General features: G+C 66.9%; 20 protein-coding genes and 3 tRNA genes. 4 read left to right on the top strand and 19 right to left on the bottom strand.

What is annotated here, in order from left to right:
* Positions 1 to 37: 37 nt before the first annotated feature.
* The 14 genes from ACR9FL_RS05195 to ACR9FL_RS05130 all read right to left on the bottom strand — a co-directional run bounded on the left by ACR9FL_RS05195 (position 38) and on the right by ACR9FL_RS05130 (position 8,445).
* Positions 38 to 114, bottom strand: a tRNA-His gene (locus ACR9FL_RS05195).
* A 93-nt stretch (positions 115 to 207) separates the two neighbouring features.
* Positions 208 to 960: a M48 family metallopeptidase gene (locus ACR9FL_RS05190; RefSeq protein WP_297934363.1), complete on the bottom strand. Its 753-nt coding sequence runs from the start codon at positions 958 to 960 to the stop codon at positions 208 to 210.
* Positions 961 to 1,101: 141 nt separating this feature from the next.
* Positions 1,102 to 1,815: an energy transducer TonB gene (locus ACR9FL_RS05185; protein WP_436357532.1), complete on the bottom strand. Its 714-nt coding sequence runs from the start codon at positions 1,813 to 1,815 to the stop codon at positions 1,102 to 1,104.
* Positions 1,816 to 1,833: 18 nt separating this feature from the next.
* Complete coding sequence (locus ACR9FL_RS05180) at positions 1,834 to 2,265, bottom strand: ExbD/TolR family protein (protein ID WP_296178576.1); 432 nt, start codon at positions 2,263 to 2,265, stop codon at positions 1,834 to 1,836.
* Positions 2,266 to 2,270: 5 nt separating this feature from the next.
* Positions 2,271 to 3,185, bottom strand: a complete 915-nt coding sequence (locus tag ACR9FL_RS05175; RefSeq protein ID WP_296178579.1) for a MotA/TolQ/ExbB proton channel family protein — start codon at positions 3,183 to 3,185, stop codon at positions 2,271 to 2,273.
* A gap of 440 nt (positions 3,186 to 3,625) precedes the next feature.
* Positions 3,626 to 3,701 (bottom strand) — tRNA-Phe (locus ACR9FL_RS05170).
* Positions 3,702 to 3,773: 72 nt separating this feature from the next.
* Positions 3,774 to 3,932, bottom strand: a complete 159-nt coding sequence (locus tag ACR9FL_RS05165) for a DNA gyrase inhibitor YacG (RefSeq protein WP_436358119.1) — start codon at positions 3,930 to 3,932, stop codon at positions 3,774 to 3,776.
* Entirely contained in the window at positions 3,932 to 4,966 is a 1,035-nt protein-coding gene (locus ACR9FL_RS05160) for a ribonuclease E/G (protein ID WP_436357530.1), read from the bottom strand. The genes ACR9FL_RS05165 and ACR9FL_RS05160 overlap by 1 nt, the downstream gene beginning before the upstream one ends.
* Position 4,967: 1 nt before the next feature.
* The gene (locus ACR9FL_RS05155; RefSeq protein WP_296178586.1) at positions 4,968 to 5,567 is read right to left on the bottom strand and encodes a Maf family protein; all 600 of its coding nucleotides are present in this window, start codon (positions 5,565 to 5,567) and stop codon (positions 4,968 to 4,970) included.
* 8 nt (positions 5,568 to 5,575) lie between these two features.
* On the bottom strand, positions 5,576 to 5,794 hold the full coding sequence (gene infA, locus ACR9FL_RS05150) for a translation initiation factor IF-1 (protein ID WP_003164348.1): 219 nt from the start codon (positions 5,792 to 5,794) through the stop codon (positions 5,576 to 5,578).
* A gap of 101 nt (positions 5,795 to 5,895) precedes the next feature.
* Complete coding sequence (locus tag ACR9FL_RS05145; protein WP_297933337.1) at positions 5,896 to 6,363, bottom strand: UPF0262 family protein; 468 nt, start codon at positions 6,361 to 6,363, stop codon at positions 5,896 to 5,898.
* Positions 6,360 to 6,857, bottom strand: coding sequence for a DUF2948 family protein (locus ACR9FL_RS05140; protein WP_297933340.1), 498 nt, complete (start codon positions 6,855 to 6,857; stop codon positions 6,360 to 6,362). The genes ACR9FL_RS05145 and ACR9FL_RS05140 overlap by 4 nt, the downstream gene beginning before the upstream one ends.
* Positions 6,847 to 8,136, bottom strand: coding sequence for a UDP-N-acetylglucosamine 1-carboxyvinyltransferase (gene murA, locus ACR9FL_RS05135; RefSeq protein WP_297933343.1), 1,290 nt, complete (start codon positions 8,134 to 8,136; stop codon positions 6,847 to 6,849). Before murA ends, ACR9FL_RS05140 begins: the two co-directional genes overlap by 11 nt.
* A 102-nt stretch (positions 8,137 to 8,238) precedes the next feature.
* Positions 8,239 to 8,445, bottom strand: a complete 207-nt coding sequence (locus tag ACR9FL_RS05130; RefSeq protein WP_296177810.1) for a hypothetical protein — start codon at positions 8,443 to 8,445, stop codon at positions 8,239 to 8,241.
* A gap of 64 nt (positions 8,446 to 8,509) precedes the next feature.
* Between ACR9FL_RS05130 and ACR9FL_RS05125 the strand changes: the two genes are divergently transcribed.
* The 3 genes from ACR9FL_RS05125 (at position 8,510) to ACR9FL_RS05115 (ending at position 12,052) form a co-directional block, all read left to right on the top strand.
* Positions 8,510 to 8,584 (top strand) — tRNA-Thr (locus ACR9FL_RS05125).
* 183 nt (positions 8,585 to 8,767) lie between these two features.
* The gene (locus ACR9FL_RS05120) at positions 8,768 to 9,772 is read left to right on the top strand and encodes a TolB family protein (protein WP_436357526.1); all 1,005 of its coding nucleotides are present in this window, start codon (positions 8,768 to 8,770) and stop codon (positions 9,770 to 9,772) included.
* 42 nt (positions 9,773 to 9,814) lie between these two features.
* Positions 9,815 to 12,052: an amidohydrolase family protein gene (locus ACR9FL_RS05115; protein WP_436357524.1), complete on the top strand. Its 2,238-nt coding sequence runs from the start codon at positions 9,815 to 9,817 to the stop codon at positions 12,050 to 12,052.
* Between the two features lie 207 nt (positions 12,053 to 12,259).
* On the opposite strand, the gene ACR9FL_RS05110 is transcribed toward ACR9FL_RS05115, so the two are convergent.
* From ACR9FL_RS05110 to ACR9FL_RS05095, 4 genes are all read right to left on the bottom strand, one after another.
* Positions 12,260 to 12,916, bottom strand: coding sequence for a DedA family protein (locus tag ACR9FL_RS05110; RefSeq protein ID WP_296177806.1), 657 nt, complete (start codon positions 12,914 to 12,916; stop codon positions 12,260 to 12,262).
* A gap of 129 nt (positions 12,917 to 13,045) precedes the next feature.
* Positions 13,046 to 13,642 (bottom strand): hypothetical protein, encoded by a 597-nt coding sequence (locus ACR9FL_RS05105; RefSeq protein WP_436357522.1) that lies wholly within the window; start codon positions 13,640 to 13,642, stop codon positions 13,046 to 13,048.
* Positions 13,643 to 13,704: 62 nt separating this feature from the next.
* A complete protein-coding gene (gene msrB, locus ACR9FL_RS05100; RefSeq protein ID WP_296177803.1) occupies positions 13,705 to 14,196 on the bottom strand; it encodes a peptide-methionine (R)-S-oxide reductase MsrB in 492 nt (163 codons plus the stop codon).
* Positions 14,197 to 14,327: 131 nt separating this feature from the next.
* The gene (locus ACR9FL_RS05095; RefSeq protein ID WP_436357520.1) at positions 14,328 to 15,806 is read right to left on the bottom strand and encodes a hypothetical protein; all 1,479 of its coding nucleotides are present in this window, start codon (positions 15,804 to 15,806) and stop codon (positions 14,328 to 14,330) included.
* 176 nt (positions 15,807 to 15,982) lie between these two features.
* Here ACR9FL_RS05095 and ACR9FL_RS05090 point away from each other — a divergent pair, with 176 nt between their 5' ends.
* Positions 15,983 to 16,387, top strand: a complete 405-nt coding sequence (locus tag ACR9FL_RS05090) for a DUF805 domain-containing protein (RefSeq protein ID WP_436357519.1) — start codon at positions 15,983 to 15,985, stop codon at positions 16,385 to 16,387.
* Here the strand turns inward: ACR9FL_RS05090 and lipB are convergent.
* A complete protein-coding gene (gene lipB / locus ACR9FL_RS05085; protein ID WP_436357517.1) occupies positions 16,363 to 17,079 on the bottom strand; it encodes a lipoyl(octanoyl) transferase LipB in 717 nt (238 codons plus the stop codon). The genes ACR9FL_RS05090 and lipB overlap by 25 nt on opposite strands.
* Positions 17,080 to 17,086: the final 7 nt, after the last annotated feature.

Genomic DNA, 17,086 nt, shown 5'->3' with positions numbered 1-17,086 from the left:
CATCACTCCATGTCGCCGAAACGATTCGTGGGAGTGATGGTACCGCCTCTCAGGCTTGAACTGAGGACCTCCGGTTCCACAAACCGGCGCTCTAACCAACTGAGCTAAGGCGGCGCGATCAACGCGAGGCCGGTTCTCTAGCGGGCCTCGCCCGACCGGGCAAGCGCCCTTTTCACCCTCGAGGCAGAGAAATCGCTTTTATCCCCGTCAGTTCCATCCCCGGCTGGCGATGTATTGTTCCAGAGCCGCGATCCGCGTCTGATCCGAGGGGTGGGTCGAGGCGAACTGCGGCGTCGAAGACTGGCGCTGCTGGGCCATGGTTCGCCACAGCGCCACGGCCTCGGACGGCTTGTAGCCGGCGGCGACCAGGTAATCGACGCCGAGGCGGTCGGCTTCCAACTCATGGCTGCGCGAGAAAGGCAGCAGGACGCCCAGCTGCGCGCCCAGGCCGCCAAAGGCCTGAACCGCCTGTCCGTAGTCCCCCGCCTGGCTCTGCACCGCCCCCAGCACCAGTCCGGTCGCGGCGTTGGTCGAGGAGCGCTCAGCGGCGTGCCGCGCCACGACGTGGCCGACCTCATGGCCGATGACGGTCGCCAGTTGGTCGTCGTTCCGGGCCATGTTCAGCAGACCGGTCGTCACCCCGATATGGCCGGAGGGCAGGACAAAGGCGTTGGGCGTCGCGTCCTCGAACACCGCATAGTCCCAGTGACGATCGCTCAGTCGCGCCGCCTGAACGATGCGATCGCCCACCCGCCGCACCCGTGCGTTCTGGGCGGCGTTGGTCGACACCTTTTGCGTGCGCAGCGTCTCGGCCCAGGCGGCTTGCGACTGCTGGATCAGCGAGCTGTCGTCCACGATCAGGAACTGATTGCGGCCCAGGGTTTCGTTGTAGGCGCAGGCGCCCAGGCTTAGGACGCCTGCGCCGAGCAGCAGAGCGGTCAGGAAGGACTTGGGCGACACGGGACCTCCGGAAAAGTTCGAGGGTCATAATGCACAGCTCGCCCTCAGGCTCCATGCCCTGATGCCACGCCGCCGCTGCGGGCAAAGAAAAACGCCCCGGTGTTTCCACCGAGGCGTTCAACCTGATCTCGAATGAGATCCTTAGTCCAGTCGGAACCGGGTCGTGAACTCGACGCGGGCGCCGACGGCGGCGCCGTCGACAGTCCGGGGAGCCAGACGGCCCGAGCGAGCCGCCCGAAGAACCGCTTGGCCGAAACCGGCGCCGGCAGGATCTTCGTCAACCACGCGGCAGTCCGAAAGGCTGCCGTTCGGGGCGACCGCGCAGTTCACCTTGGCCGAACCCGTCTCGATGCCGCGCGATTGGGCGCGTTCCGGGAACTCAGGGGCGACCTGGCGAGACCAGCTCGGGTTGGTGATGACCGAAGGCTTCGGCGGCGCGGGCGGCGCCGGCGGAGGCGGAGGTCCGGGGACGATCACGGGCGGGCCCGAGTATTCGACGCGGTCTTCCTTCTTCGTCGGTTCGATCGGCAGAGTCACCGGCGGCGGAGGGGCCTGGGTGTTGATCTGCGGCTCACGAATCTGAAGCTTCGGCGGCGGAGGGGTGTCCGGCGGAGGCGGCGGCGGCGGCGGCGGCGGCGGCGGCGGAGGCGGAACCTCCATCAGCTCGACGTCGACGGCCTCGTCCTCGTAGGTCATCTCCTTCAGCACGAACTTGTTGTTATACAAGTACAGGCCCGCCAGACCGTGGACGATCACCGACATGGCGATGCCCACGACGGCTCCGGTCGAAAGCTTCTTCTTCTTCTTCGGCGGATCCAGGATCGGATCGCGGTGGACGTGAGGTTCAGCTGTCATGCTATGCGCCCCGCCCCCTTACGAGTTGTCTTCGCCAACCAGGGCGACGCTGTAGAAACCATTGTCCTGGAGGGCGTTCATGACCTGCATGAAGTCGCCGTACCGGGTCTGTTGGTCTGCACGAATGAAAATACGCTCTTCCGAAGGGTTCCTGCGTCCGATCTGAACCCGCAGGTCGTCACCCAAAGCCGCAGGCGAGGACTTGAGGTCGCCGATCCAAACATCGCCATCGTTCTGGATGGAGATGAAGACCGGCGTCGGCGGATTCTTACCCGGAGGCGCAACGGCGCGAGGCAGTTTCACCGGCACCGACACGGTGGCGAGCGGAGCCGCCACCATGAAGATGATGAGGAGCACGAGCATGATGTCCACGAAGGGTGTGACATTGATCTCGGCATTAGCCTCGACGGTGTACTTGCCGCCGCCGGAACCGGAAAGTTTGGCGGCCATCCGTCTTACGCTCCCTTGTCGAGCTGACGCGAGATGGCGTTGATCAGTTCAGCGTTGAAGCCGTCCGAACGCGTGCCGTAGTTCGAGATGCGCGTGTTGAAGTAGTTGTAGAAGATAACGGCCGGGATAGCGGCGAACAGGCCGATACCGGTGGCCAGCAGGGCCTCAGCAATACCCGGAGCAACGACGGCCAGGTTGGTCGTGTTGGATTCGGCGATGCCGATGAAGGAGTTCATGATGCCGTAAACGGTGCCGAACAGACCGACGAACGGACCGGTCGAACCGACCGAAGCCAGGAACTGTTGGCCGCCCGAGAGACGCTTGGGCAGACCCGACTGAACAGCAGCGACGGCGGTCTGGGCGCGCAGCAGCGCCGAGTCGCGGTGATCGCCGGTCACTTGCAGGCCAGCTTGACGCGACAGTTCGATTTCTTCGGTGGCGGCGGCGGCCATGTCGGCCAGCGGGTTGCCGTCAAACTCTTCCGAGGTCGACACGCGGCGCATGTCGGCGATCGTGCGAGCGCCGCGGAAGGCTTCCAGGAAGCGGTCGGTGGCTTTGTTCAGGGCGCCGAACTCGAGCAGCTTGATGAGCAGCAGGGTCCACGAGAAGATCGAGGCCAGCAGCAGGCCGATCATGACGACCTTAACGACTGCGGTGGCTTCCATGAACATGGAGACCGGGGTGATGCCGCCGCTGCCATGACCGCCGCTGACCGAGTCAGCAACCGTCGAGGGGTCGGCAGCGGGAGCGGCGTCGGCGGCCGGAGCAGCAGCGTCGGCGGCCGGAGCGGCGGTCGAGGCAGCGGCTGCCGGAGCAGCGGCCGGGGTTGCGGCGTCTTGCGCCAGAACCGGCGAGCTCGCCATCAGGACGGCGGCGCCGGCCATTGCGAGGAGGATATTCGTCTTCTTGCTATCGAGCATTGTTCGCCAGTTCCTGCTTTGGTCTGACACGTGGAACCCAAGACACGGACCGCGTCAGTCGGCCGTCCCTATAATGAAATTGCGCCACCGTCGGATCGAGCCGACGAGTGGAGCCGCCCCCCTGCAACCCCCGTTCGAAAACGAGCGTCGCCGCCAAGGTCCGGGACACAATATCCCGGTCACCCCGACCTGCAAGCAGGAATGCGGTTAAGTCCCTTTGGCGAACGCCTATCTTAGCGTCAAGTGCGCAAAGTTTCTTTTCCCCTTCGCACCTGCAGCAATCGGGAAGTTGGGCAAAATATTTGCGATTTTCGTAATGGCGACGACACGAAAACGTCGCATCACGCCATGTTACGGGAATGCAATTCCCAAGGCGAAATTTAGGCCATTTTACGGCACAGCTTTCCCCGTAGGGAGAGACATTCACTTGCAAGGGGGAGTGGTGCCTGGAGGCGGGTTCGAACCACCGACACGCGGATTTTCAATCCGCTGCTCTACCAGCTGAGCTATCCAGGCGCACGACGTCGTCGCGAGAGGCGGGTCTATAGGCGAGGCTGACGGGGCTGTCCAGACGCCAATTCACTCAATTCAGCGATCTTTTTCATCTTCGACCGCTTCTTCCGCCGGAATGGCGTAGCCGCCGGTGAACCAGCGTTGCAGATCCACGTCGGCGCAGCGCTTGGAGCAGAAGGGCTTGTAGGCCTGAACGGCCTCCTGACGGCGGCAGATGGGGCAGAGCGACATGATCAGACCTCTTCTATTCTGACGGCGCCGGTCGCCATCGACGCATCGGCGACCAGGCCGGCGCGCGGCCCCAGGGCCTGAATCAGGGGTTCGGCCGCGGCCGCCTCATCGGGACAGCAACGCGCGACCAGGCGCGGCGATGCGGAATCGGACAGCAGGGCCAGACGCAGTTGGCGCACGACGGCGATGGCGCGCGCTTCCAGGCTCGGGCGTCCGGCGGCGTCCAGCAGCCGCTCGTCCAGCGGCGTCCGCCGCCACGGCAGGGACACCTGCATCAGGCCGAACCGGCTCAGCGGGCCGAAAGCGGCCTGGGTCTCGGCGGCGAAGGCCGCGCGCACCATCTTCATTATAGTGTCGCCGTGCAGGCCGACGCCGATCAGGTCGATCACGACCAGTCCGCCCCACCCTTTGAGCGTCAGCAAGCGCGCTGCGTGCGACAGTCCGACGCGGTTCGCCGTCTCGCGGCTCTTGCGGGAATCGCGGCCGGGCGCGGGGGCATGATCGATATCCACCGCGATCAGGGCGCGGGTGCGCTGAATCATCAGATCCAGACCGCTAGCGGGATCAACGACAGACGCGGACAACGCGTCCTCCTCGGCCTCCAAAGCGGCGCGGATCGCGGCGACGCCGGTCTGGGGCGCGACGCCGGGCGCCAGGCGAGAAAGAATCGCGGTCACGTCCGCCCCTGCCGCCAGAAGGCGGGGTTCGCCGGCCGCATCGCCCAGGCGGCGCAGGACCGGCCCCTTGCGTTCGCGCGGTTCGGCGACGACCTCGACCTCGATCTTGGCCCCCTCCCCCGCCTTGTCGTCCTTGCCCAGGGGCAGGAAGCCGAACGGCTCGCCCGCGCCCAGATCGACGAAGGCGCCGCGCAGGCCGGGTTCGACCCGCGCGATACGGCCCACGCAACGCGCGCCCAGCCGATCACTCGGCCGGTCGCTGTCACGCTGCAGGATCAGATGGGTATAGAGACCGTCGCGGGCGATGACGCCGCGGGTCTCGCCCGGCGTCTCATCGAGGAAGACCTCGATATCGGCCATGTCAGGCGTCCCGGGGCCGCCAGCCGGCGCCCCGAAGCAGATTGGCCGCCTCATAGAGGGGCAGACCCATGACGGCCGGGTGGCTGCCGACGATGCGGCGCACGAAGGCGGCGGCCGCCCCCTGGATGCCGTATCCGCCCGCCTTGCCGCGCCACTCGCCCGAGGCGACATAGGTCGCGATCTCTTCCGGCGACAGGGTCTTGAAGGAAACTCGGGTGTCCACGACCCGACAGGTCGTCTGGCCGTCAGCGATCACGACGACGCCGGTGAAGACGCGGTGATTGCGGCCGGACAACAGCTCGAGGAAACGCTGGGCCTCGGCCTCGTCCGCCGGCTTTTCCAGCAGGCGGCGGCCCAGGGCGACGACGGTGTCGGCGGCCAGGACGATGGCGTCGGGCGACCGCGCCGCCACCACCTCGGCCTTGCCGCGCGCCAGGCGCTCGGCCAGACGCGTCGGCGTCTCGCCTTTCAGCGGCGTCTCGTCGATGTCGGCGGGATCAACATGATCGGGAACCACCCCGATCTGCGCCAGCAGCTCAATGCGGCGCGGGCTCGACGAGGCCAGAACCAGCCTCGGAGCCGAAAGGTCAGGACGCGACACGCGCGTCCTTACTTGAAGCGATAGGTGATGCGACCCTTGGTCAGATCATAGGGCGTCATTTCGACCAGCACCTTGTCGCCCGCCAGAACGCGGATGCGGTTCTTGCGCATCTTGCCGGCGGTGTGGGCGATGATCTCGTGGTCGTTTTCCAGCGTCACGCGGAAAGTGGCGTTCGGCAGCAGTTCGCTGACGACGCCGGGGAACTCGAGAAGCTCTTCCTTGGCCATGCGGTCTCTCTCGCCCGAAAAACGGCTTAAGGCTCGCGTCGGGCGTGAACGCGAGCCGTGAAGGAGGCGCCTAATGCACCAAAACGCCGAAATAGTCGAGTTCAGCCGCGTCGATAGACGGCGCAAACCAATGTGAACAGGCGGCGGGCGGTTTCCTTGTCGATCTCGACCTTGCCTTCGAGACGTCCCCGGAGCAGTTCGGCGCCCTCGTTGTGCAGGCCGCGCCGGCCCATGTCGACGGACTCGATCTGGCTGGGCGAGGAGCCGCGCAGGGCCTCGTAATAGCTTTCGCAGATCAGGGCGTAGTCGCGGATGACCGTCTTCATCGGCGACAGGGACAGGACGTGGGTGCGGGTGAAATCCGGGCCGGAGATGTCGAAGGCCAGGCGGTTATCCTGCGACGAAAGACGCAGCGTATAGGGCCCGCCCTCGGCCCCCTCGGGCGTGAAGCTGTTCTGTTCGACCAGGTCGAAGATGGCGACGCGGCGCTGATGCTCAATCTCGGCGGTGGCGGCCGGAAGGGTGGCGGCGTCGACCTCGATGGCCGACAGCTTGTGCGGTCCGCTCATGCCTTGGCCTCGTCAGAAGGGGTCTGGTCCAGATGGGTGGGGGCCACGCGAGCGGGCCAGCGATCGGACAGGTCGGTCAGGACGGCGTCCAGGCACTCCACGTCGATCCGAAGATCGCCGCCGCCGGCGAACATCAGGATGACCCGGCCGCCGGGCGCCTCGGTCGGCTCGAAATCAAGCGCCAGAAGCTCCAGCGCCGATTCGGGCAGGCGCGGCAGACGACGGCTCTTGACCGCCTCGACGTCTCCGAACTGCATCGCCGCCATGACGCGGGTCCCGCCGCATTCCCAGCAGAAGCGCGACAGGACGATGGTCAGACGCCGGGCGTCCTTTTCCCAGCGGATGTCGACAGGCCGCATGATGGCGTCCTGAAGCGCGGCCGAGATGATCTGCAGATCGACGGCGTCCTCGGCCAGCAGGCGCAAGGGCTCCATCGGAGCCAGGGCCTCGGCCGCCGCGTCGTTGTCGGAGATCGCCTCGACCTCAGTGCTCATCCGCTCCGCCTTTCACGCGCCGCACGTCGGCGCCGCAGGCTCCCAGCTTTTCTTCCATCCGCTCGAAGCCGCGATCCAGATGATACACACGACCGACCGTGGTTTCGCCATCCGCGACCAGACCGGCCATGACCAGGCTGATCGAGGCCCGCAGATCGGTGGCCATGACAGGGGCGCCGTGCAGCGTCTCGACGCCGCGCACATGGGCTTCGCCCGCGTGGACCGAGATGTCGGCGCCCAGACGCGCCAGCTCGGGCGCGTGCATGAACCGGTTCTCGAAGATGTTCTCGTGGATGACGCTCGTGCCTTCGGCCGTCGTCATCAGGGCCATGAACTGGGCCTGCAGGTCGGTGGCGAAGCCCGGATAGATTTCCGTGGTGACGTTGACGGCCTTCAGCCGCTGCGCCGGGTCGCGGCGCACGATGACGCCGTCGGCGGTGGATTCGACCTCGACGCCCGCCTCGATCATCTTGTCGGTCAGGGCGGTGATCAGGTCGGCGCGGCCCTTGGTCAGGCGCACCTCGCCCCCGGCCATCGCCGCGGCCAGAGCATAGCTGCCCATCTCGATACGATCGGGAATCACCGACCAGGTCGTGCCGTTCAGCGACGAGACGCCGGTGATGGTCAGGACATCGGTGTCCAGCCCTTCGATCTTGGCTCCCATGGCGATCAGGCAGCGAGCCAGGTCGCCGATCTCGGGTTCACGCGCGGCGCGCTTCAGCACCGTGGTTCCATTGGCCAGGACGGCGGCCAGCAGGGCGTGCTCGGTCGCGCCGACCGAAACGAAGGGAAACTCGATCTCGGCGCCCTGCAGCCCCTTGGGCGCATGGGCGGAGACATAGCCCTCTTCCAGTTCAATCTGTGCGCCCATGGCAGTCAGGGCCATCAGGTGCAGGTCAACCGGACGCGCGCCGATGGTGCAGCCGCCAGGCAGCGAGACCTTGGCCTCGCCCGAGCGGGCCAGCAGCGGCCCCAGGACGTTGAACGAGGCCCGCATCTGGCGAACCAGATCATAGGGGGCGAAGGTCGAGGTCAGTTCGGGCGCGTGGAACAGGGTCTCCTGCCCGTCAGCGCCGTGGCGCTCCGTCACCTGGACGCCGAACTGCTGGAGCAGTTGACCCAGGAACCGGGTGTCCGCCAGACGCGGCATATTGGTCAGCAGCAGGGGCTGATCCGTCAGGATCGAAGCCGCCATCAGCTTGATGGCCGAATTCTTGGCGCCGCTGACCTCGATCTGGCCGTTCAGGCGGTTGCCGCCGTGGATGACGATGCTGTCCATGGAATCTTTCGCGGCCGGAAACCCTGCGCCCCGGCGAACCGCTTATCTAGCAAGCCCTTACGCCCTCGCGAAAGAGCCGTGTGCGCGCAAGGACGATGACTTTCAGTTGCGCTCGGTAGCGGGGCGCGGCGCGGCGGTCGGCGCCTTGCGGCGTTTCAGATTCGTCCGCAGGGCGGCGGCCAGGCGAATAGCCCGTTCGGCCTTGGCCTTCTGTTCGCGGGTCGGCTCGACGACCGGAGCGGTGGGAACGGGGTCTTTGGGCGGGGTATCCATGTTGTGCAGCAGAGCGCGAGCAAAGTTTTTGATCAAGCATGCATTTTCCGCTTGTGCCGCCCCGAAGTCGTTGGCTATACGGCCGCTCTCCTCGTTGAGGGCCGCCGTAGCTCAGTGGTAGAGCGCATCCTTGGTAAGGCTGAGGTCGTGGGTTCGATTCCCCCCGGCGGCACCATCCGGACCCTTGCAGATCATGATTTGCAAGGGTCCGGTCCAATCTTCCCGACAATACGATGCGCTGTCCTGACGCGGATGAAATGCGTCCGGTCGAGACCTGACATCTGGTCAAGACAGCCCCCTGCCCGCTAGACCTTGCGACCTCAGTTGTAAGGGGTTGGGGGCTTTCATGAAGCGCAGTTTGTTGACCACCGTCGCGGCCTTGGCCGTGGCCTTCCCGGCGTTCGCGCAAAACGCGCCGACCAGCGATTCGACGGCGACCGCCGCGGCCACGCCCGCCAAGCCGAAATGGGACGTCCAGAACCCGCCGGGCGCGTCGCACGACGCAAGCATCGACGTCACCGAAGGCACCTGGATGTCGCTGGACGTCAGCCCGGACGGCCGCGAGATCGTCTTCGACCTGCTGGGCGACATCTATGTCATGCCGATCGGCGGCGGCGAGGCCCGCGCCATCGCCTCGGGCGTGGCCTGGGACATGCAGCCCAAGTATTCGCCGGACGGCCGCTCCATCGCCTTCACCTCGGACCGGGGCGGCGGCGACAATCTGTGGGTCATGGACCGCGACGGGTCCAACGCCAAACAGGTATCGAACGAGACCTTCCGTCTGCTGACCCAGCCCGACTGGTCGCCGGACGGCCAGTTCGTCGTCGGCCGCAAGCACTTCACTTCTTCACGCTCGCTGGGCGCGGGCGAGATGTGGCTCTATCACCGCGGCGGCGGCGGCGGCGTGCAACTGACCGAGCGCCGCACCCAGCAGAAGGACACGGGCGAGCCCGCCTTCTCGACCGACGGCCGCTACATCTACTTCAGCGATGATTCCACGTCGGGCGGCGTGTTCGACTATTCCAAGGACCCGAACACCCAGATCTATGTAATCCGGCGCCTCGATCGTGAGACGGGCGAGGTCACGCCCTTCGTCACCGGACCGGGCGGCTCGATTCGCCCCACCCCCTCGCCCGACGGCAAGTCCTTGGCCTTCATCCGGCGCGATCGGTACAAGTCCGTCCTCTACGTCATGGACCTCGAATCGGGCCGCGAGACCCCGATCTACGACGGCCTGGACCGCGACCTGCAAGAAACCTGGGCCATCCACGGCGTCTATCCGACGATGAGTTGGACGCCGGACAACACCGGCATCGTCTTCTGGTCGGGCGGCAAGATCCATCGCATCGACGTGGCCACCTAGGCCGTCAGCGAAATCCCCTTCCATGTCGCCGACACCCGTCGCGTGCAGGAGGCCGTACGCTTCCCCGTCGAGGTGGCCCCTGAGCAGTTCGACGTGAAGATGGTCCGCTGGGCCCAGACCTCGCCCGACGGCTCCAAGGTGGTGTTCGAGGCCTTGGGCAACCTGTGGCTCCGCGACCTGCGAAACGGCGTGGCCGGCGCCCCTCGCCGCCTGACGCGCCAGAGCGACCACTTCGAGCTCTATCCGTCCTGGTCGCGCGACGGCCGCTCGATCGTCTACACGACCTGGAATGATCAGGACCTCGGCACGCTGCGGGTGATTCCCGCCGCCGGCGGCGAAGGCCGCGTCATCAGCACCCATCCGGGCCACTATCTGGAGCCGCAGTTCTCGCCGGACGGTCAGACCATCGTCTATCGCACCTCCAGCGACGGCTATCTGCGCACGGCCCTGTGGAGCCGCGAGCCGGGCGTCTATCGCACCTCGGTGCGCGGCGGCGAGCCGGTCAAGATCACCGAAGAAGGCTCCAACCCGCAGTTCGGCGCCCGCAACGACCGCGTCTTCCTGACGGCGCGCGACGGCGACAAGCGCGTGCTGAAATCGGTCAACCTGTCGGGCGACGACGCCCGCACCCACCTGAGCAGCGAATGGGCGGCCGAGTTCTCGGTCTCGCCGGACGAGCACTGGGTGGCCTGGACCGAGCGCTTCAACGCCTATGTGACGCCCTTCGTCGCCACGGGCCGCGCCGTCACGGTCGGCGCCGAGACCAAGGCCCTGCCCCAGACCCGCGTCACCCGCGACGCCGGCGAGTGGTTGCACTGGTCGGGCGATTCCAGCCGCCTGCAATGGTCGATGGGACCGGAGCTGTTCTCGCGTCCGCTGAGCGAAAGCTTCGCCTTCGCCGAGGGCGCGCCCGCCGACCTGCCCAAGCCCGCCGAGCATGGGATCAAGATCGGCTTCAGCGCCGACTACGCCAAGCCCACGGGCCGCGTGGTCCTGAGCGGCGCCCGCCTGATCACCATGAAGGGCGACGAGGTCATCGAGGACGGCGTGGTCGTCATCAACGGCAACCGCATCGAGGCCATCGGTCCGCGCGGTTCGGTCACGGTCCCCGCCGACGCCCATGTCATGGACATGGCCGGCAAGACCATCATCCCGGGTCTGGTCGACGCCCACTGGCACGGTTCGATGGGCTCGGACGAGATCATCCCGCAGCAGTCCTGGGTCAACTACGCCGCGCTCGCCTTCGGCGTGACCACGATCCACGACCCGTCCAATGATTCGAGCGAGATCTTCGCCCACAGCGAACTGGCCAAGGCCGGCAAGGTGGTCGGCCCGCGCATCTTCTCGACCGGCACCATCCTGTACGGCGCGGCGACGCCGTTTACGGCCCAGGTCAATGATCTGGACGACGCCCTGTCCAACCTGCGCCGGATGCAGGCCATCGGGGCCTGGAGCGTCAAGAGCTACAACCAGCCGCGCCGCGACCAGCGTCAGCAGATCCTGGAGGCCGCGCGCCAGTTGGGCATGATGGTCGTGCCCGAGGGCGGCTCCCTCTATCAGCACAACATGAGCATGGTGGTGGACGGCCACACCACGGTCGAGCACTCGATCCCGCTGGCTCATCTGTATGCCGACGTGCACCAGCTGTGGCGTCAGACCAAGGTGGCCTACACCCCCACCCTGGTCGTGGCCTATGGTGGCAACTGGGGCGAGAACTACTGGTATCAGGCCACCGACGTGTGGAACGACCCGATCCTGACGAAGTACGTGCCGCGCCGCATTCTGGACAGCCGCGCCCGTCGTCCGGTCCATGTGCCGGAAAACGAGCTGAACCACATCGACATCGCCCGCGAGGCCAAGCGCCTGTCGGACGAAGGCGTGTCGGTGCAGATCGGCGCCCACGGCCAGCGTGAGGGCCTGGGCGCCCACTGGGAGCTGTGGATGTTCGAACAGGGCGGCATGACCCCGCACGAAGCCCTGCGCGTCGGCACCCTGAACGGCGCTACGGCGCTGGGCATGGACAAGGACATCGGCTCGCTCGAAACCGGCAAGCTGGCCGACCTGGTCGTGCTGGACGCCAACCCGCTGGAGAACCTGCGGAACACGGTCAAGATCGGCTACACCATGATCAACGGCCGGATCTTCGACAACCAGATGAACGAGGTCGGCCAGCCCCCCCGTCAGGCCTTCTGGCATCAGAGCGCCGAAGGTCAGGCCTGGAGCGCCGGCGCCGCCTCCGCCGAGACCGATGCGCACGGCCACAGCCACGGCCACGACTGACGCGCGTCAGTCTGGATACGAAGAAGGCCCGACCATCCGGTCGGGCCTTTTTTCATGGGTTGAGGCCCCTCGCACCGTCATCCTCGGGCTTGACCCGAGGATCGGGTTATCCGTCCGCGCGATGCTGGACGGGTTGAGTCCGCCCCGACGCTCGATCCTCGGGTCAAGCCCGAGGATGACGGCGATTGAGATACTGCGTGTGAAGGCCTACTCGACGGTCGCGGCCAGCAGGGCCGAGCGCTTCGCCGCCCTGCCCTTCAGCCAGCGCATGGCGATCACCGCCCCGACCACCACCACGGCGAAGGCGATCAGCATCAGGGTCGGACCGTGCGCCTCGCTCATGAACTCCAGTTGCGCCAGACCTTTGGCCGCCAGATAACCGGGCGCCAGCATGGCCAGGACCCAGACGAAGGCCGAGGTGACATTGGCCAGCTGGAACACCCGCTGGCGCATCCGCAACACCCCGACCATGACCGGTACAAAGGCGCGCAGAGGGCCAAAGAAGCGACCAATGAAGATGGAAGCCACGCCGTAGCGACGGCAGTAGAGCCGCGTCCAGGCGATCTTGCGACGATGCGGCAACAGCATGGGCTGGCGCAGCACGCCCGTGCCCAGACGGCGACCGATCCAGTAGGAGATGGCGTCGCCCATGACCGCGCCGATGACGCAGCCGGCGATGACCGAGACGGGATCGAGAACCCCCGCCGCCACCAGCCCCCCCGCAGCGACCAGCAGGCCGGTGGCCGGCACGAAGGCGCCGATGACCACCAGAGACTCGAAGAAGGTGACCAACCCCAGAACGACCCCGGCCCAGACATGGTGTCTGGCGATGAAATCGGCGGCCGAACTAAGCAAACTATCCATACTGGTCCTCTATCTCCCAACGCATATGGGAGATCGCGCCCCAAAGGGAATGCGGCGATGGGACGCCCCGGTCGAAACCGACCGCGCCGTGGCGCGAAGGCCTCAGTTCAGGGGATCGGACTGTGGATTTCAGTCGCCGCTGCGCAGCGAGAACCCGACCGAGGTGCTCGTTTCCTGCGTAGAACCAGGGCGAGCGCGCAGCGGCGCATAGGGCCGCCCCCGGAAATAGGTCCCCTCGAAGCCCGGCGCCTCCACCACGCCGAAGGGGCGGCCATAACCGCCATAGCCCCAAGGCGAACCATAACCATAGCCATAGCCCCAGGGGCTGTTCTTGGTCTGGCTGACCATGAGGTTCAGCGTGCCGGTCTCGCCCAGCGGCAGGGACACCGCCGCCGAATAGTCCTGATAGCCGCCGGTGCCCATGCCGACGCTGAACTCGCCATGCATCTTGCGCGGTTCGGATTCGGCCCAAGGATCGGCGGGCGCGCGGCTGGACGTCTCGGCGGTGCGTTCGCCGATCCAGCGGGCGATCTGCTCGTCGGTGGACAGGCCATGCGGCGCGGCGCTCTGGACCGTGGTGCTGGGCGAGGCGTCGCTGGTCGAGCCGGCCAAGGTGGCCGCCGACGCCGTCAGCACGGCGTCATTGCCGCGCGGGGCGGTCGAGACGACGCCCTCGGGGTCTATGTTCGCCAGCAACATCGCGGCGGCGGTCAGCTCGATCATCATGCGCCCGTACTCCCGTTCACCCCTACCCTAACCGCAAATGCGGCCCCAAAACGACTATTCGCTCAGGCGGCCCCATCGCCGCGCCCCAGGGGGTCAGGCAAGGCCTCGCCTTCCGGCACGAAGCTGAGAGCCACCGAGTTGATGCAGTAGCGCAGACCAGACGGCGGCGGACCGTCGGGGAAGACGTGGCCCTGATGGCTGTCGCAGCGAGCGCAGCGGGTCTCGACGCGCACCATGCCGTAGCTGTCATCGCGCACAGCGCGAACGTGCGCCTCGTCCACCGGGACGCTGAAGCTGGGCCAGCCGGTGCCGCTTTCAAACTTGGTCGCCGAACGGAACAGCGGCAGGCCGCATTCCCGGCAGCAGAAGACGCCAGCGCGCTTCTCGCCCAGCAGGGCGCCGCAGAAGGGCGCCTCGGTGCCGTGGGCCAGCAGGACGCGCTTTTCCTCGGGGGACAGGTCAGCCTCCAGCGCGACGCGCTGGCTCTCGCTCGGCGGCGTCAGATCAAAGCCCGAGGGCGAACGCAGCGGCGTGGAAGATTCGGTCTGGGTCATAAACCCAAAATAGGAAGGGCCGGACGATGTTTCCACCGTCCGGCCCCAATCCAGCCCCTACGGGCCTCAAGTAGCGCGAAGCGCGGTAGGCCCACTCATGAAATGAGCCCGAAGCGCGATAGGCCCTCTTCTTAGAAGAGACCGCCGACCCAGGCGCGCACGGCGGCTTCATCAGCGGGGTTGCCGGTGAAGGCCAGGCCCTGAGCCGGGATATAGCCCTGGTTGTTGCCGCGCTGGCGTGTCGTCCAGGCCTTGTGACCATAGCTGAGGTCCGAATAGTTGGACGGCAGACGCTGCACGGTCGGCTCGATGAAGATCGAGTCCACGGCGGTCGGCGCGCCGACCAGACGCACGTTCGGCAGGCGGGTCAGCAGGTCCAGGGTGTCGAGGCAGCCGTTGGTGCAGCCGCCGTCGACCAGAACCACGACCTGGCCCTGAACGGGGTTGGCGGCGCCGGTGTCGGCCACGGCGGGGCGCCCCGGCATGACGAAGGTTTGCTGACCGGCGGCCAAGGCCGAGTCAAAGGCGGCGACGATGGCCTGGGTCTGCTCGATGACCGGACCCGATTCCTGCACGAAGCGCGGGTCGGCCTGCATCCGATTCAGGGTGTCGGCGAACCACTGGCGGTTGGCCGGGGTGGCGCGATAGGTGATCTGACCGGCTTCCGGCTGGCGGCTGACGGTGAACTCCGGCGACCAGATACGGTTGGCCAGGCCATAGCCGCGCGAGGTGGCGTTGATCGAGTCGCCGTCGGCGCCGCGCAGGTCGATGACCAGGCCCTGAGCGCCGCGCAGCGTGGCGGCTTGCGCCTCGACCTGGGCGAAGAAGGCGTCCCAGCCGGCATTGTCGTCCAGCGAGTTCACATGCACCCACGGACGGCCGTCAACCTGTTCAACCGACAGCTTTGTGGCGCCCGGCGTGAAGACCGAGGCGCGGTAGGCGGCCTCCAGGTTCGCCGGCGTCGCCGGTTGCGGGCTCAGCTTGAACTCGCGAGCGCGACGGCCGACCTGGAACTCGCAGACCGAGGGCACGCCGCCCGCCATGGGGTTATTGCGGTTCCACAGCAGGTAGGGGGCGGTGCGGACGCGATCCGCCTCGGTCGTCAGGTCGCCTTCAAAGCGATCCAGCTTGGTCTTGGCGACCTCGTCGATGGGCTGCAGGTTGCAGCTCTTGACCACGGCGCCGACCGGCGGGGCGCCGCGCACGCCCGGCTGGACATAGGAGACGACATACTCGCCGTTGCGCCAGGCCGTGGCCACGCCCGGCCAGCTGGTGGCGAAGAAGGGGCTGGCCCGTTCAAACGTCGGGACGGCGGCGATGTTCGAGTCGCGGAAGCCGTTGGCGTAGTAGCTCAGCAGGTAGGCATGGCTTTCACCGCTGTTGACCTGACCGGCCTTGCCCTGGGCGTCCTGCAGACCGGCGTCGATCCAGCTGCGGAACCCTTCGCTGGCGGCGCCCGGCGTGACGGCGGCGGGGTGGTTCGCCTTCAGCGCGTCGTGCATGGCTTGAAGGTCCTGGCGGGCCAGAGCGCTGAAATCCTGGGCCGCTGCGCCGCCGGCCGCGAAGGCCAGGGCGAGAACAGCCGCCGAGGCGGTGAGCAGACGTTGCATGGAGGATACTCCCAGAAGGCCGTCGAAACGGAGTTTGGCCGTGTTTAAACCCAAGAAAGGCCCCCGTTCCACCCCCGCGACGAATTGACCGCCGCGCTTGTCGCGATCTGCGCCGGTTTACTCATGTCGGTCAGCGCCCTAAGCGAAACCTTCACCTGTTCTGGACCCAAGGCCGAATGGACCGCTTCTCAGACCTGTTCCTGACGTCCAGCGGACGCATCAGCCGGATCGCCTTCGTCCTGGGCGGCGGCCTCTTGCTGGCGCTGTGGGCGGGGTTCGACCTGCTGGCGCCGCTGAAGGCGCGCGATTTCATCGGCTGGCTGGTCGCTGCGGCCCTGCTCTATAGCGGTGCCTGCGTCCTGTCGCAGCGGCTGCACGACCGGGGACGTTCGGGATGGTGGAGCGGTCCGATCCTGCTGGCCGTGGCCATGGCCTGGCCGCTCCCGCAGGCGCCGCTGGACTGGGTGGCCGCCGTCGTCCTGGTCCTCGTAGCCGTCGATCTGGCCCTGCTGCCGGGACAAAAGGCGTTCAACCGCCATGGCGCGTCGCCGAAGGATCAGAGCGGCGCTTTACCGTCCTGAACCGGACCGAACACTCGCTGGAACGAGGCCTTCAAGGCCCCGTCCGCCTCATCCATCGTCGCCAGAACGCCCAGATCGACCAGGCTGGTGACGCCGTGCTCGGTGATGCCGCAGGGGACGATGCCGCCGAAATGATCCAGGTCCGGCTCCACGTTCAGGCTGATGCCGTGGAAGCTGACCCATTTGCGGACCTTGACGCCGATGGCGGCGATCTTGTCCTCGCGGCTCCAGCCCGCACCCTTGCGCTCGACCCAGACGCCGACGCGGCCCTCTCGCATGCCGGCCTCGACGCCGAACTGGTCCAGGGCGCCGATGATCCAGTCCTCCAGCCCATGCACGAAGGCGCGCACGTCCTTGCCGCGCCGGTTCAGGTCCAGCATGACATAGGCTACGCGCTGGCCCGGCCCGTGATAGGTGAACTGCCCGCCCCGCCCCGTCTGGTGGACCGGAAAGCGGTCGGGCGCCAGAAGATCGTCGTCCTTGGCCGAGACGCCCGCCGTATAAAGCGGCGGATGCTCCAGCAGCCAGACCACCTCCTCGGCCTCGCCCGCCGCGATGGCGGCGACGCGGGCCTCCATGGCCGCGACGGCCGGTTCATAGTCGACATAGCCGGTCGAGACCGCCCATTGGACAGGGCGGCCGTCGGCGCGGATCAGCAAAGGTTGGGTCAGGCTTAACGGGTCGGCAAGCATGAGGCTT

Source organism: Brevundimonas sp. CEF1, from assembly GCF_051353055.1.
Lineage (GTDB): Bacteria > Pseudomonadota > Alphaproteobacteria > Caulobacterales > Caulobacteraceae > Brevundimonas.
The sequence above is the reverse complement of the archived record's forward strand: the minus strand, read 5'-3'. Positions and strand labels throughout refer to the sequence as shown.